This window comes from Martinezella hainanensis, from assembly GCF_900094555.1.
GTDB classification, from domain to species: domain Bacteria; phylum Pseudomonadota; class Alphaproteobacteria; order Rhizobiales; family Rhizobiaceae; genus Rhizobium; species Rhizobium hainanense.
Genome location: NZ_FMAC01000010.1, coordinates 99649 through 116112 on the forward strand (window position 1 = coordinate 99649; position 16464 = coordinate 116112).

Annotated in this window: 11 protein-coding genes and 1 pseudogene; 3 read left to right on the forward strand and 9 right to left on the reverse strand. The window is 54.0% G+C overall.

All coding sequences use genetic code 11. The features are described 5' to 3' along the window. Nucleotides 1-17 precede the first annotated feature (17 nt). Complete coding sequence (locus GA0061100_RS26535; protein WP_244557958.1) at nt 18-803, forward strand: ABC transporter permease; 786 nt, start codon at nt 18-20, stop codon at nt 801-803. Nucleotides 804-1003: 200 nt separating this feature from the next. Then, a complete protein-coding gene (locus GA0061100_RS34505) occupies nt 1004-2089 on the forward strand; it encodes a glycosyltransferase (protein ID WP_143525541.1) in 1086 nt (361 codons plus the stop codon). 325 nt (nt 2090-2414) lie between these two features. On the opposite strand, the gene GA0061100_RS26545 is transcribed toward GA0061100_RS34505, so the two are convergent. After that, nucleotides 2415-4733, reverse strand: coding sequence for a glycosyltransferase (locus tag GA0061100_RS26545; RefSeq protein WP_075855826.1), 2319 nt, complete (start codon nt 4731-4733; stop codon nt 2415-2417). Between the two features lie 644 nt (nt 4734-5377). Then, nucleotides 5378-6514: a mannitol dehydrogenase family protein gene (locus GA0061100_RS26550; RefSeq protein WP_075855827.1), complete on the reverse strand. Its 1137-nt coding sequence runs from the start codon at nt 6512-6514 to the stop codon at nt 5378-5380. A gap of 260 nt (nt 6515-6774) precedes the next feature. On the opposite strand from GA0061100_RS26550, the pseudogene GA0061100_RS26555 reads away from it, so the two are divergent. Further along, nucleotides 6775-7023: pseudogene (locus tag GA0061100_RS26555) on the forward strand (fructose-1,6-bisphosphate aldolase); the annotation flags it as partial. Between the two features lie 10 nt (nt 7024-7033). On the opposite strand, the gene GA0061100_RS26560 reads toward GA0061100_RS26555, so the two are convergent. The 7 genes from GA0061100_RS26560 to GA0061100_RS26590 form a co-directional block, all read right to left on the reverse strand. After that, nucleotides 7034-8776 (reverse strand): glycerol-3-phosphate dehydrogenase/oxidase, encoded by a 1743-nt coding sequence (locus GA0061100_RS26560; protein WP_075855829.1) that lies wholly within the window; start codon nt 8774-8776, stop codon nt 7034-7036. A gap of 60 nt (nt 8777-8836) precedes the next feature. Further along, on the reverse strand, nt 8837-10366 hold the full coding sequence (locus tag GA0061100_RS26565) for an FGGY-family carbohydrate kinase (protein WP_075855830.1): 1530 nt from the start codon (nt 10364-10366) through the stop codon (nt 8837-8839). 53 nt (nt 10367-10419) lie between these two features. Beyond that, on the reverse strand, nt 10420-11175 hold the full coding sequence (locus GA0061100_RS26570; protein ID WP_425298718.1) for a DeoR/GlpR family DNA-binding transcription regulator: 756 nt from the start codon (nt 11173-11175) through the stop codon (nt 10420-10422). A 269-nt stretch (nt 11176-11444) separates the two neighbouring features. Further along, nucleotides 11445-12392 (reverse strand): D-ribose ABC transporter substrate-binding protein, encoded by a 948-nt coding sequence (locus tag GA0061100_RS26575; protein WP_075855832.1) that lies wholly within the window; start codon nt 12390-12392, stop codon nt 11445-11447. Nucleotides 12393-12492: 100 nt separating this feature from the next. Continuing rightward, the gene (locus GA0061100_RS26580; RefSeq protein ID WP_075855833.1) at nt 12493-13545 is read right to left on the reverse strand and encodes an ABC transporter permease; all 1053 of its coding nucleotides are present in this window, start codon (nt 13543-13545) and stop codon (nt 12493-12495) included. 22 nt (nt 13546-13567) lie between these two features. After that, a complete protein-coding gene (locus GA0061100_RS26585) occupies nt 13568-15112 on the reverse strand; it encodes a sugar ABC transporter ATP-binding protein (protein WP_075855834.1) in 1545 nt (514 codons plus the stop codon). Then, a complete protein-coding gene (locus tag GA0061100_RS26590; RefSeq protein WP_075855835.1) occupies nt 15109-15765 on the reverse strand; it encodes a DUF2291 domain-containing protein in 657 nt (218 codons plus the stop codon). The genes GA0061100_RS26585 and GA0061100_RS26590 overlap by 4 nt, the downstream gene beginning before the upstream one ends. Nucleotides 15766-16464: the final 699 nt, after the last annotated feature.

Consider the following 16464-nt stretch of genomic DNA (forward strand, 5'->3'; position numbering starts at 1 on the left):
TATTGGAGCCTCTTTAGATGCGGTACTCATTTATAAATGCACTGGTACGCAAGCAGCAGGTTATGAGTGCTGTAATTCTCAGGGATATGCGGACGCGTTTCTTTAATCATGGCCTCGGTTTCGCGTTAGTTCCGTTGTGGCCGTTTGTACATATAGGTGTCCTTATAATTATCCGTACTGTAACGGATAGGATAGCACCGTATGGCGATGGCACTGCGGTGTTCTATGCCACCGGATTAGTACCGACGTTGATGTTTAGCTATGTTTCTAGGTTCATGGGACTATCACTTGTCATGAACAAGCCGATGTTAGCTTTCCCAGCAGTACATATAATGGATGTTATGATGGGGCGCGCATGTCTCGAGCTTGCTGGGGCGTGCATCACTCTATTTCTTATGATTAGCATTCTATGGTTGTTGGGGCAGAATCCCTTCCCGATTGATATAAACCAAGCAATTTTTTGCTATTTTTCGACGATGTTACTTGCTCTTGGCTGCGGTACCCTTGTCGGGATAGCATCCTTGGTTATGCCTATTATGGTTACTGTATATGCACTTATAATTATTATTCTATATCTATCATCGGGTACTTTGTTCGTCGCATCGAATTTACCTGCGGGAATTGGTGAGGCGTTAGCTTTCAATCCCCTGCTTATTTGTGTTGAGTGGATGCGTACCGCATTTTATGCTAGCTATAGTGATCGCCTAGTTGATAGATTTTATGTGCTTGCATGGGGTGTATCCACTCTCGCTGCGGGGCTTACGATTGAGCGTGTCTTCAGGCGACAACTGTTGGAGGCATAGGCCTATCTATATTGCATAGCAACATTTTGTTTTAATGGGTGGAAACTCTGTAACATCCGATAGTGATGCTCAATTGTTTCTTAGATTTTCAGATAAATCTGCATATACAATCGTCGGGTTAACTGTAGCCCATCTCGCGGAGAATTTCAGAATTCTGGGAGAGTGTTGTACGAGTTGCATACGATGTAAGGTGGGGAAGAATGAATAAATTTGGAATTGCGGAGAAAAGCATTAAAGTCATAGTCCCTCATTCTTGTTCACCAGATACATGGACGGTGGATTATATAGTCGAAAAGACCAATGAGCTTTGGAACCCTTTCCTGTGTTTGATGGGATTGCGCTTTTGGTTAGCTGCCAAACAGTCTGGCAATGTAATTGAGGTCGCGGACGGGACGGTACTAGAGACGGATACAATATATCTATGCAGAGATTTTTTTGCAAAATATCTGCTTGATACAGCACTATTTTCCGAGGCAAATCTCAGGGAAAGTGGTAGCATTTTACTTGTTATTGGGGCCAATATCTCTGCCGGTGGTCCGGTCGGTCTTTCACTTTCATCATGGTGGACTGATTTACTTCTTAATGTTGAGGAAAATAACATTTCTTTTTCGAAGGAAAAATTCATACAGTACGGGAGTGTAAATCCTTTCGAAAAAAGTATGTCTCAAGCCGTTATACCTATAAGTATGTCAAAAGAGATATTGCCAAATAAAAAAAGCCGCAGAGACAGAATAATATTTGTTGATGAGCCGCATGAGGAAGTGATTAAGCGACTTAGGGACAATTCAAATGTATATTCCGTGCTCTTTAAGCATTGCTTAGATATTTGTGGTGAGCTTAGAAAATATGGTTTTACATTTAGAACTTTTTCCAGAAATCTCGTAAATAGAGATCTGCAAAATTTATATAAACGAAAGAGTTATCTGGACGTAGTTTCTAGAGATTCATGGGTGCCGTATCGCGAAATTGTGGATCTCTATGCTACAGGAAATATGTTTTTTAATTTCTTCCCCGAGACATTTGGATTTCCAATTTATGAGAATATGCAAATGGGTAACGCTATTATTTCCTACTCTGAGATAGCGAATTTACTTAACTTAAGATCAATGCAGAATTCTGTACTCGTTTCACTATACCAATCTCCGAAAACGTGCGCGAGAATAATAAATGAATATTGGGATCTATTTCAGGAGAATGGTTTTCATGAGTTGATCTCGGCTGAAGCAAATGAACGTTACTCTACAGAGACCTACGCGGAACGACTTCTGCGTCAACTCAACCGATAAAATACTGACGGCTGGAACTTAAATGTTCGAGGGGTGAGCACATGGAATGCTGACATCATCTATGTCGCGGATCAATCGGATAACTATTGAGGCAAGTGCGCCATACGGGCCGAAGGATTTTGCGGTGCAAGCCCAGATTTCTGTGGAATGAGTTCATCTCGCAGGAAATCTCAGCTATCGAGGATAACTGTGGATCGACTTTTCTTAAGAAGTCTATCTACCACACGGAATTTTATGGGCTTTCGCGTCTCATGGCGGGCAGCTTAAGCTTTGATTTGTAGCTCAGCATCTTAGTTAAAAACTCGCATTAAGCAGGATAAATAAACTAAGGCTTTTGGAGCTTGGATAAATATCTAAGTCTTTCTATTATTTTTGACGCGATGGCGTCAGTTGACGCAATCGCGGCAACATCGTGGATGGCTCTAGCTGCCTTCTGCTCTCGCGCTATTGGTTCAAAGAAAACTCCTCTAAAGGCTTTCACAGCGGATTGAAGATCGACTTCCGCCCAAACGTGTCCTTCCTCTACGAAGGCATAATTTGATTTATTGACTGCTACCATCGAGTAATCGACCAACCAGCAATTGTTATGGTTGCAAATGTCCATATTACCTGAATAGGCAGTCGCTATGACAGGTATCCCATTAGCAAGACAATCCAGAATATCAATTCCCAATCCCTCCGCTCTATGGAGTGAAACGAGGCAGCTGCTTGATGAAAGTAGATGTTCTTGCTCGGAGCGGTCTATAGTCTGGTCTAATAAGCGAATGCGGCTATCACTTTGACATCTATCAACGATTTTCCCCCATTCTGCTTTTTGCTCCGGCTGATTGATTTTATCAGTGTTTTGACATTTCACGAGCAATTTGACTGGTACTTCTATCTCAAAGGCATGCATGAACGCCTCAATAACGGCCGCAGCATTCTTCCGTTGAGGCCACGAGAGTGCGTCAAACGTTGATAAAAATACAAATTCTTGGGAGTTCCTTTCTGTTGGATGTTGACGTTTAAACGATGCAGGGGGTAGGCCTATTCGAAAAACATTCGCTTTGGCCTTTTTGAAGGATTGCGTTATAAAATCCGAGGCAGCCCAAATTTCGTCGACCAGTTTAATTCCTGGAAGATGTATTGACGAAAGTGTCTCAAGCTCCCAGTATGGGTATAAAATATTATAGGAATTCTTGATTTTTTCGCCGTACCTGATGTAGAATTCTGGAACTTCTTCTGCATTTATGTGAATTATATTGATGTCTGATTTTTTTATTTCTTTATTATATTCAACCTCGAGCGAAGTGCTGAGGTTTCCGATATGATAGTCTGTCAAGGTGCAGTTAGCGTCGACGTTCTTTTCTATTAAGTCTCCCAAGCGACGGCAGCTTTCGCTAAGTCCAAGAACCTTCGAAAAGGGCCCTATAATCTGTAGGTTTACGTTAAAATTACTATTAGATTTCACCTGTTTATCAACGAGGATATGTGAGTCTAAGCGCTCTAGGATGACTGTGAACACATCAAGAATGGTGGTGTTGGGAACAGACTTCCCCCAACTTTGAACCCGCGTCAGAGTGCGAGCCATTTTGCGGGGGCTTTCCTTTAACTCAGAAATCAACTCTCGCAGGCCACCCTCGGGCAAGTAGCGCAGAAGAAAGAAATTTTGGCAGGACAAGAGAAATATCCAGATATATACGTCTACTCTGGTTGAGTGAAAAAGGAGACGAAGTGGGTTTACACCCAGGTGTTTCATGGAAAAAATAATTATGAAACGATTAACCGGAAGGGAAGTACCAAGAAATCTTATCCGCCGCCTCAATAGCGCTACATCTTGCGGGTTCGCACAAATTTCTGGAAGCCTTAACCCTCGACCACCTTCAGCAATCCACCAATATGCTTGCGTAGTTTTCCTAAATGGAATGTTCCTCAAAAATCGCTCTAGTCGAGCTGTAGTCTTTTTATACGTGGTCCGCACAGGCTGTCGTTTTTTTTCGACAAGCTCCAGTATGCTTCGTATGTCTTTTGGGGTGAGGGGGACTGCAACATCGCGCGGATAATAACTTAGGTATTCACTAGTAAACCATTCGTAAAAGTCGATTTTATTTTCCGTTTTATTATGTTTTCTCTGGATGAAATTTGTAAAATCAAAATCGTCGAAGATGCTTCCTCCCCCGTTGACGTGTCTATTGGCTATCCAATTGGTCAAAGTATGTGGTTGCTCTGTGAAAATGGAATTTGTATTTTCAATTGCTCTTTCGTTGATGTTGCATATGTAGGTAAGGATTTTATCATAAAATTTTTTAAATTCCGGTTGTTTTCTTAGGCCCATTGCTTCATTTGGAAAGAACTCACCATCCTTTACGTGAAGCCAAATTGGCTTGGAACCAGGAACGAATATTTCCATTGAACTTTGTACATCTGCCGGTGAGATCGGTTCCGTCAGAAAGACTTTGAAGCCGTGGCAGCCATTTCCAAAACCGGCGAGATATAAATCCTCTCTGAAGTAGCCACTGAACCATTGCCCCAAATATTGATCTCCAACAAAGAGCTCAATCTGCAAGCTATGGTTGTGATCTGCGACATCGAGTAGCCAGCCAGTGATGTAGTTCTCAGTTACGCTATCTAGATATCCCAGAATCTTCCGCTGTTGCTTGCTCATACGTTCATCCTCGACACCTACTACCGGGTGACATCAGACGCATGGAATGGTCTACGATGGTAGTTCCCGCGCAATTGATTAAAAGAGAAGACTTTTCAATTGATTGACTTCTCGAAAAAAATAGCGCCAATTATCAACGGTGATCGAAGCCCGGCTAAAAACAAACATTGCGGGAAATCGGCACTACACGCTTTCAGTAGAGAGTTCTGCATTAAGCGATTGCCTCAGATAACATCTGGCAGGAGCCAAATTCAACTGTCAATTTTATTGTGGTGTAAAAATGAGCCATCATCTGCATGGCCGATGTTGGCCTAGTTAAATTGCTCGGTCAGCCTTGAAGGCAAGCTTAGATCGACGAGTATCAATGTCAGGAGGTGAGTGGATCATTGAGGGGCTCTAAGGCGGCGGCAACGACATAGTCCACCGCTTGTCGTCATGGGGATGCGACCAACGTCCTTTGGTGATGTCAGGCGAAGGCAGTATTGCCAAAGTGGATTCAGACGAGTTATCTTATTAGCAATTTTTCTTTAGTTTCTCACTGAGTACATTTTCTTGGCGATGCCGCACAATAACGAGGCCGGTTATTTTCTCCGCTTACCTCGCCGCCTCTCAGGCTGACTGGGTTGGCGCCGCGCCGATAGGAGTTATGACGTAGCCTTTATCAAAGGATAGCGCCCTGCTATCTGCCGCAGCACGGGCATGCCCGACACGCTGCCTGCCTTATCTGCCCAATCCAGGAAGGCGTGGATGCGGCGGGCGACCTTTTCGGGGTGGTGCTGGCTGATGTCGGCGATGCGATGGTCCAAAAAGGGATTGAGGAAGCGGGCGAGTGTCGTTGCCACATAGGCTTTTGCCTCGTCACCCATGCCGTTTGCGGCAAAGCCGGGCAGTACTTCGCGTTCATAGAGAGTATCGAGCCTGACCCTTATCTCCTTGTCGGCCAATAAGGCGCGCACGGTTTCATCTGCCGGTCGGTCTTCACGCTGCCAGATTTCGGCAAGGAAGGTATGACCGAGATTGAGAATATGCAGTTTCAGGCGCTCGTAAGGTTCGAGATCGTCTGTCAGCACGATGCTTGGATGGTCACATGGCACGCGGACACCCGGCGCGCGTTTGATTGCCCACAGGGCATAAGGTTCCGCAACGGCGCCGATCGGCTCAATCGGCTCGGATACGATGCGATCGACCAGGGTTTCGGCGAAGGCGACATGGTCATCGAGCCAGGTATAGAATTCAGCCGTCACATCGTTGAGCCGGGCACAATCGATAATCGTCTTTTTCAAGACGCGGCCATTGCCTGTCATCAATTCGCAAGGAAGGATAACGAGGGGACGGCCGGAGGCTTGCCAGCGCTGGACGAGCAGAGCAGCAAGCTTGGCTGGGAAAGATCGCGGAACCTGCCCAGTCGTGTCAAAGTGGTCTTCCTCTGGCCATGTCTTGTAGCCGGTTTCTCCGGTATTGGAGATGACGAATTCGGCATCCTCGGCAAAATGCCTCGACAGCTCCTCCCAGTGTTCGATTGCTGAAAGACCGCGATCGACACTGGTAACCTGTACGGTGCGATCGACGGGTTGCCCGTCCAACATGCCGCGGATGATGACGGGATAGCCGGCTGGATTGTTAAAGGCAGCGACGCGCCCGCTGCGGCTGCTGGCGCCTGAAACCTGAACGACGGTAATCGGGCCGGCATCCTGGCGGGATTGCCGTGCCTCGTGCACGAAGAATGCCGCATGCGCCTGGAGAAACCGGCTGGTGCCAAACTGGATGATCCGCGAGCTCACGCCAATGTCCTCATATATTCGATGTTGATGAATGAGATCGCCTGATTGGGGTAGCTTTCAAGCAATTTCCCGGGGACCTGTTTTCTATGGATAAAAAACAGCGAACCATCAGACAGTCAAATGTTTTTATGGGCGTGAACGCACGTTTGCGATGCGGCCACCTTCTCATGGAAGGCACGAGCTCGATTGCCTATTGAAGGAACCATCATGCACCGCTATCGCCATCAGATTGGCGATTGGCCATAGCCCTGCAGTGGATGATCCATTGCAAGCTACCGAATACGCATCTCGTCATGCATGGTTCCTCCTTGGTGCCTGAGGAGTTGCAGGAGATCATCAACAGATATGGCAGCCAGATGACGCCGGCCATGGCCGCGCCGACCAAGCTCTGCAAGGAGCGCTTCGAACAGTTCGACACGGCTTGTCACGCTTTGCGCATCCAGCCGTTTTCCGTTGCCGAGATGGCCAAGCGCTACAAATCTGGTTCGCTCGACCCGGTTTTGTCTTAAAGCCGGGTGCTCAGCGTGCTGCCGGGCCTGCCGCCTGGCGCACGCTTTCTTCGCTTAGCGTCTGGCCGTGGAATTTCGACAGCGATGCGACGACATCGTCGATTTCCTTAGCCAGTCGCTGTGCGTCCCATTGCAGGGCCGCGGCGGCGATGGCGCCGATTTCGCGCAAGCCCTGGATCGTCAGCAGGCCTTCGATCGCCATGGTCGTGCGGCGGAAGACGATGTCGGACAGATGCACGATCATCTCCTGCCGCGCGATCCAATCGATCTCGAGTGCACTATGTCGCTGCGCACCGCTGATGCGCTGGCTGTCGCTATAGCCCGAAGGGCGAGTGAGGATTGCCGCCGCAGTCGTACCGTAGCGGCCGAGCAACTCATCCGCTCTGCTGGCTTCGACGCCGGCTTTCGCCGCAACCGATCTGATCCAGCTTGCACGCTCATTGGAGTTCACCGGAAAATCGCGCCCGCCCCCGATCGCAAGCCGCTGCGTGGATGTCTTGCGGCCGATTTGAAGGCGTTTCAGCACCGTATCGGCCACTTCCTCGGCAAAGCCGCGGAATGTCGTCCATTTGCCGCCGACCAGCGAGATGATCGGGAAGGGCCGTCCAGCCTGCGGCTCGAAGACGGGTGCGGAATGATCGCGGCTGATGAGGCCCGGCGAGGAGGCATCCGAGGCGGGCAGGGGGCGAATGCCGCTATAGCTATAGGTCACTTGGTCGCGGTCGAAACGGAGGCTCGGCAGAAGGGACCGTACGCTGTCGAGGAAATAGTCGATCTCCGGTTCCTCACAGCGCACATTGTCTGGATCGTCGCAAGGAATATCGGTCGATCCCACAAGCGCTTGGCCCAGATAGCCGTAAATGAGGCAGATGCGGCCGTCATCGGCTTCGAAATAGATCATATGGCCGTTCAGGCTGCGCACCAGTTCCGGATGATCGAGCAGGATATGCGATCCCTTGGTGCCGCCGATCAGATGGGCCGGCGCGCCGAGAGCCGCGTTGACGTGATCGATCCAGGGGCCGGCGGCGTTGACCACGAGCTTTGGCTTCACGGAGAAGGCATAGCCGTCCGAACGCTGAAAGGTCAGCAGACCATCGGCGGCGGAAACAAGCCGCGTCGTATTGGCGGCCAATGAACCCTTGTTGGCTTCGAGCCCGTCATTGATCAATTCATAGACCAGCCGTTCCGGCCGGCTGATCTTGGCATCGTAATAGATGCCGCCGGCGACGATTTGAGGTGTGACATGCGGCATTTCCTTGAGAGCACGGCGCTTCAAAAGGAACCTGTGGCGCGGCATGACGCGGTTACGCGAACCGAAGAAGTCATAGAGCGCGAGCCCGATCTTGATAAGCAAGGCGCCGCGGCTGCGCGGGGCGGTGGTCGAGCCCGTCAGCGTCCGAAGAGCTGCCCAGATGCCGCGGGTCCAGGAGAAGATGGGCACGAAGGTCGGCAGTGCCTCGACGCAATGCGGCGCATTCTTGAGCAGAAGGTTCCGCTCGAGCGCCGATTGCGCGACCAGGCCAAACTCGCCTGTTTCCAGATATTTCAGACCGCCGTGGATCAGCCTGGATGGCGCTGCACTCGTTCCCGAGCCGAAATCTGACTTGTCGACGATCAGGCAGTTGACACCCTGCAGCGACAAATCGCGAAACAGCCCGGCGCCATTGACGCCTGCGCCAAGGATGACAACATCGACGTCTCCGTCTTGAAGTTGCGAGAAGCGTTGTTTCAGATCGGCGGCCATATCGGTCATAACATCATCGTCCTGCTGAACTGCCACGGTAGACCCTGTCTGCGCGGCACAATTTTCGGTCTAGCCTTGGGAGTGCTGGGTTGCGAGATCGCCGATCCGCGGCCAGAGCGGCGTCATCGCCTCGGCAATGTCGCGGAAGAGGTCGTAGCGGTTGCGATAATCGGCGCTGCGGGCGGAATCCGGATGATAGGTCCTGGCGATCTTGCCGACATCGCGCGGGTCGTTTTCAGGGCTGGAGTAGACGCCGATGCCGGTGCCGGCGCAAAGGGCGGCGCCCCAGGCTGCAGCCTCGTCGATTTCGGTGACGGTGACGGGCATGCCGAGTACGTCGGCAAACATCTGCACGACGATCGGATTGCGCGAGACACCACCTGCCAGCCTTGCCTGATTGAAGGAAAAACCGTCGCTTAGGGCGTCGACGTGAATCTTGTGGTTGAAGGCGATGCCTTCCAGAACGGCGCGTAGCATGTCGCCGCGATCATGCCAGCCACCAAGTCCGAAAAAGCTGGCGCTTGCCTCGGCGCCATAGGGGGAGCCGAAGAGGTAGGGGTGGAAGAGCGCGCTCGATGGTCGGTTGAATGCGGCCTCAATCTCGGGAGCAAGCACGGCATGGATGGACCGGCCGGCGGCCTCGGCACTTGCAATGTCACTGGCACAAAGCTTGTCCAGGAACCATTCGTAATTCGCCGACGATGCCGGCGAGATCGACATATTGTTCCATTGACCTGGCGCAATGGCATTGCGGCAGAACCAGCGCCCGTCGACGCGCGGCTCAGACGAGAGCGTCTCGTTGATCGAATAGGTGCCGGCAATGACGGCAACGACACCGGACGCATAGCCGCCGGCGCCAAGCGCAGAGGCGGTCACGTCATGCAGACCGGCAACGACCGGCGTGCCCTCGGCAAGGCCGGTCTGCTTCGCAACAGCTTCGGTCACATATCCCACAACCTCGTCGGATCGCGAGGCCGGCGGCAAGGCGCCAGTAACCTCGGGAATGCCGAAAAGCTTCAGCGCATCCGGGGAATAATCCTGTGTTGAGACATTGGTGAAGGAGGTGCTTGCCTCGGTCCGGTCTGTGCCGATGACGTCGGTCAGGCAGAAGCGCAGCCAATCCTTGCAGCTCAAGATATGGGCGATCTGGCCAAAACGCTCAGGCTCATTGGCTTTGATCCAGGCAAGCAGCGCCGATGGGGCCGAGACGTGCGGCAGTTGGCCGGTCAGCGACAGTGCCTCGTCGGCAAGCGGGCTTTTCAGCCATCGTTCCACGATCGATCCGGCACGGCTGTCGAGCGAGAGAATGGCGCGTCCGAGCGGCTTGCTTGCCTTGTCGAGCAGGTAGATGCCGTCGCCATGCGCAGTGGTGGCAATCGCCTGGATGTCGCTTGCCGGGCGGTTACTGAGCTTGATCGCCTCGGCAATGGCGTCGGCGGTCCGGCTCCAGAGCTCGTCCATGTCGCGCTCGACATGGCGCGCCTTCGGCATGAACTGGGTCACCCGGCGGCGCGCAACGGCAAGCGGCGTTCCGTCGATGTCGAAGACGACGGCCTTAGTGACGGTTAAACCGCTGTCGATTCCGAGCAGACTCGGCATTCCCATGACTCCTGATCATGAGCGACGAGAGGCGGCCCTTGCCGGGTTCAGCCTCAGGATCGCTCCTTGTCGCCTTTGGCGACGACCACATTGATATTCTTGTTGCGCATGCGCTCGAGATGGGCGGCAGGCGTCTTCTCGTCGACGATCACGACATCGAATTCGCTCAGATGCGCGAAACTATGCAGCGCCCGCCGCTCGAACTTCGTATGATCCATCAACAAGATGCGCTTGGCGCCGCTTTCGAACATCGCGCGCTTGATATCGACGATCTCGGGCGACTGATGGAATACCACGTCGTCGATGATTGCCGACATCGAGATGAAGGTGACATCGGCCCGCAGCCGATTGATTTCGTTGATGGTCATCCGCCCCATGAAGGCATTGCACCAATTATAGTATTGCCCGCCAAGCGCCAGGAGCGTCACATCATGCATGTCCTTCAGCGCATTCATCAGCGTCAGCGAATTGGTGATCGCCGTCAGTGGAACCTTGGCCGGCAGCTGCGATGCCATCTGCAGGACGGTGGTGGAATCGTCGAGGAAGATTGCCTGGCCGGGCTCGATGAATTGCATGGCAGCCGCGGCGATCGTCTTCTTTTCACTCGCTTGCCGATTGGCGCGATAGACGTCGCTCGATTCGATCAGGCTGGTGGCTGCGGCCGATACGATGCCACGCGTCTTGCGAAACAGGCCTCGGCTGACCAGCTCATCGACATCGCGATGTGCCGTCATCAGGCTGATGCCGAAGCGCTCGGTCAGATCCTCGATGCGCATCGAGCCTTCCGCCATCACGGCTTCGGCGATCATCTGGCGCCTGGCGATCTGGCGCGAATGACGGCTGTCGCTCGGCAGCTCGTCTTGCAGGAATGATACGGGGCTTGTCTTGTCTGTCACTTTGGCCTCTGACGCTGAGCCTTGCGGAGATTGACTTGCTGCAGCGAACATTACGTTATGGAAAAAATTATAAAGAACAGTTCGCTATCAGGATTTCTGCAAGTTCTGTCTGATGTTCAGCCAGGGTGCCGCCGACTGCGGTCAAGGGATGGGGACGCCGGTTTTCGGCGCCCCCGATGTCATTACTCGGACAGAACGAAGGGTGCCGTGTACTTGTCGACATTGTCCTTGGTGATCAGGATGCAATCGAAAAGCTGCTTTTCGCTGGAGGCACCGGTCTTGCCGGTCTTGATGAAGCTGTCGGCCTGCTTGACGGCTTCGGCCGAGAAGGTGGCAACCGGCTGCAGGACGGTATATTGCAGTTCACCGGCCTTGATGGCGGCAACAGCATCCGGAGAACCGTCGAAGCCACCGACCTTGACGTTGGCAAGCTTGCCGGCTTCCTTGAGAGCGGCAATCGCGCCGAGCGCCATTTCGTCATTGCCGGAGATCACGCCGATAATGTCAGGGTGAGCCTGCAGGATCGACTGCATTTTGTTGTGGCCCTGGGTGCGGTCCCAGTTGGCGACTTCCTTGGCAACCTTCTTCAGGTCGGGATACTGGGTGAGAACGGTTTCATAGCCATTCGACCGGGTGGCGGCGTTGTTGTCGGAGGGCGAGCCGAAGAGTTCGGCGTAATTGCCCTTGTCGCCAACGGCTTCCACCCACTGCTGTGCACCGATGGCCGCACCCTGGGCATTGTTGGAAACGAGCTGAGCCTTGGCAAGGCCTTCCTGGTTGATTTCAGCGTTGACGAGGAAGACCGGGATGCCAGCGGCAACAGCCTTCTTGACCGCGCCGACGGAGCCGTCGGCGTTCGCCGGATCGAGGATGATGGCGACCGACTTGTTGGTGATGGCCGTGTCGATCAGGTTGCTTTCGGTGTTGGTGTCGCCCTTATGCGCGCCGACTGTTGCCGTGTAGCCGAGCTTTTCGGCGGTCGCCTTGGCGATGTTGCCTTCCGTCAGCCAATAGGGGTTGGACGGATCGTTGACGATGATCGTCATCTGGCCGGCGGCCCATGCGGCTCCAGTCAGAAGCGGTGCCACAGCAACTGCTGCCATGACGATGCGCAAACCTTTTTTGAACATTAGTCTCTCTCCCTTTTGATGAGCTCTGATGATGCCGGCGAACCGGCGGTCCTTTCTCCAATCGGAATTTCACCGATCGGTGACAAGTTCTGGTGCGGCGTCAGCCGGATTTGGTCCGGCGTCCGTATTGGATGCTGTTCATGAGCACGGCGAGCACGATGACCGCGCCGGTAAAGACCGTCTGCCAGTAGGCCGAAACACCGATGATGACGAGGCCGTCCGCCAGGAAGCCGATGACGAAGGCGCCAAGCATGGTGCCACGCACAGTGCCGCGGCCACCCGTCAATGCGGCGCCGCCGATGACCACAGCGGCGATCGCCGTCAGCTCATAGCTGGTGCCGGCGTTCGGACCGGCCGAGGTCAGCTGCGAGGACAGGACGAGGCCGGCAATGGCAGCACAAATCCCCGACAGGACATAGACGGCGATTTTGACCTGCTTGACCGGAACGCCGGAAAGATCGGCTGCACGCTCGTTGCCGCCTGACGCGTAGAGCCAGCGGCCAAAGGCGGTGCGGCTGAGAACGAGGCCGCAGATGACCGCAAGCACAGCAAGGACGATGACGCCGATCGGCACGCCGGCAAGACGGTTGAAGCCCAGCCAGTTGAAGCCGGTATTGCCGAGTTCCGGGCGGCCACCGAGATTGTTGTAGGTAAGCCCGTTGGTCATCAGCAAGGCGATACCGCGGGCAACATAGAGTACGCCGAGCGAGGCGACGAAGGCTGGAACGCGCAGATAGGCGACGAGCACGCCGTTGACCGCACCGACGAGGCCACCGAGGATGCAAGTCAGTACCACGACGGCCCAGACCGGCGGATAAAGAATGACGCCAAAGCTCGACAGCGTGACGCCCTGCATCAGGAAGCCGGCGATACAGCCGGCAAGGCCGAGCGTCGAGCCGACGGATAGGTCGATGCCGCCATTCAAGATGACCAGCAGCATGCCGATAGCAAGAATGCCGAAGATCGCGACATGCGAGGCCATCGTCAGGAAGTTGCTGAGTGAGAAGTAATAGGGCGACAGGAAGGAGAAGACCGCGATGATGACGATCAGTGCGAAGAAGGCGCGCCCTTCCAGGATCAACCGCACGAGGCTGAAGTTTCGCCGCTGTCCGTTCGCAATTGGCTTTTTATCTGTGATGTTCGTGACTGACATAATCAGTGCTCCATGAATGCGGCTAGTGCGCGACCACTGCTTCGCCCGAGGCGGCCATGATCTTCTCTTTGGTGACGTCCGGACCGAATTCGGCAGAGATCTTGCCGCGGTGCATGACGATGATGCGATGGGCGATGCTGAGGCATTCGGCGACTTCCGACGTCGAATAGATTACCGCCAGACCCTCCTTGGCGCGCTCGGCAAGCAGCTTGAAGACCTCCGCCTTCGCGCCGATGTCGATGCCGCGGCTCGGCTCGTCGAGCAGGATCACGCGAGGATCGGTTGCCAGCATCTTGCCGATGACGACCTTCTGCTGGTTGCCGCCCGACAGCGAACCGATTGCCGCGTCGCCGCCATCGGTCTTGATATGGACTTTGCGGATGGAGTCGTTCACCAGCGTCCGCTCCCGGCCGCTCGAGGTGAAAAGACCCTTGGTAAAGGCGCCGATGCTGGCAAGCGAGAGGTTCGAGCCGACGGTCATCGTCTGAACAAGACCGTCGCGCTGGCGGTCTTCCGGCACCAGCACCAGCCCTTGCGCGATGCGGCCGGCAATGCTGAGGCCGCCGATATCTGTATCGCCGAGCAGGACGCGGCCGCCGCTCGACCGCAGTCGTCCCGCCACGCATTCGAGCAGCTCGGTACGCCCAGCACCCATCAGGCCGTAGATGCAGACGATCTCGCCGGCCCGAACCGCAAGCGACATGCGGTCGACGGCATTATAGGCAGCCCCCGACGGGCCTGGAACGGTGAGATTGTCGATCGTCAGCGCCGCGTCGCCGATTGTATGGCCGACCGGCGGGCTGCCGAGGTCGAAATTGTCGCCGACCATGTTGCGCACGATCCATTCGAGATCGATGTCCTTGCGTTCGGCATAGGCGGTCATGTTGCCGTCGCGCAGAACGACGGCGTGATGGGTGATCTGCAGCGCCTCTTCCAGGTGATGCGAGATATAGACGATCGATACGCCGCGGCTCGTCAAATCGCGAATGACCTTGAACAGAACCTCGACTTCGCTGGCGCTCAGCGCCGAAGTCGGCTCATCCATGATAAGAATGCGCGAATTGACCGACAGCGCGCGAGCGATCTCGACGATCTGCTGCTGGCCGAGGCGGAGATCCTCGACCGGGGTAAGCGGATCGATATTTTCTTCTAATTCCTCCATCAGCGCACGGGTCTGGCGCTCTTCCTCGGCAAAGTCGACGACGCCGCTCTTCATGATCTCGCGACCCATGAAGATATTGTCGCGGACGCTCAAGTTCGGCGCCAGGCTCAATTCCTGGTGGATGATGGAGATGCCGCAGGCGCGAGCATGCGTGGAAGAGGCAAAGGAGATCGGGTCGCCATCGAGAATGATCTCGCCCGATGTCGGCTGGATGACGCCGGATAGGATCTTCATCAGCGTCGACTTGCCGGCGCCGTTCTCGCCAAAGAGCGTGGTGACTTCGCCGCGTCGAATATCGAAATTGACGCCCTTCAGCGCATGGACGCTGCCATAGGATTTGGCGACGTTGCGGGCGGCGAGAACGACTTCGCCCGTGAGCGTGCCATTGTGCTGGACCTGGCTCATTTCACATCGACCTTTACCGGGGTGACGAGCCAGTTCTTCGGATTGATAAGCTTGAAAACGCCAACGACCGTCGCCGTCTTGCCGGTCAGCTTCTCCGGGTCCAGGCCACCGAGGGTCGCCTTCTTCATCTCGTTGTTGATCGCCGAGCCCGCGTCCTGATATTCGATCTGGTTAGTGAACTGGCCGAATTCAATCTTGCCTGTGGCGTCACGAAGATCGGTACCGTTGATCGCCGGACCCGTTTGGACGCGAACGGTGATGCCGTCAGGCATGCCGTCGACCTTGAACTCGTTGAGGTTGGCCTTGCGTTCGCCGAACGTGCCAGTGAGAGAGACGGGAAGAACGGGGCCGGTCGTGGTGGCGACGCCATACTTCACGCCGGCCGCCTTCTTGTCGGCGAGAACGGCAGTGGCGAGCGTCATCGCATCGACGGCGCGCTTTTCGACATCCGTCTGCACTTTCGGGAATTCCTCGACACCATAGGCCTCCGGCTGGAAACCCTGCTCGCGCACGTCGTGTGCCGAGCCGATCTTGACCACCTTGGTATCAGCGGCGATGGCGCCGATGACGATCAAAGCTGCGGCGATGCCTACGGCGATCTTGAGCTTGGAGCCTGTCGGCTTGGCGGTTGCGTATTGAGCTTGCGTATTCATGTTCAAACGACCTTGGGCATGTCAGCCGGATTTCCTGATGGAGAATGGGAGAAAGTGCCGTGATCAGGCTTAACGGAAGCCCTGCTTTCGCGTTCGAACCATTGAGCGCTCCGCTTGGCTTCGGGCTGCGCCGTCACCGGAAAGGAAATTCAACATCGGGAGCCTCCTCAGCGTGCGGACGGCTGTCTCCTCCAGCGTCCATCTCGGGTTCACAATTGCCGCATCCATGCGACATTTGTGATATAAGTGTGTTAATTACTGCATTTCATATGTTATAAATCTTTGGGCATGTCAACTGTGATCTAGCAAGCCCTGCATTCGATCGGCCTCCATGCATCTCAGCACTTCCTGCCTTTTCACCTCCGAGACTTTTACTCCGCCGCCCTTGATTCGAAGTTCGAAGATCAATGTTGGTTCGACTCATTGGATATAAAGATATATCGATAATGTATTGATATAATTGACAATTATGAACGGGTCGCCTTCAGATTCCAGATGACTTCCCTGATTCCGTCTTGGGGATCTTGATTGTTGATCTGTGCTCCTCCAGGGCATTGCAGCAGCTATTCTTCACTGCTGCCCGTCAACCAATCGCGCCCATTTTATATGAAAAAAATTACAAAGCCAGAAAAATATTACTGTAACAACGATATGATTATGTTATAAAGCCGCAAGCTGATTGATGGGTCGCGGCTATAT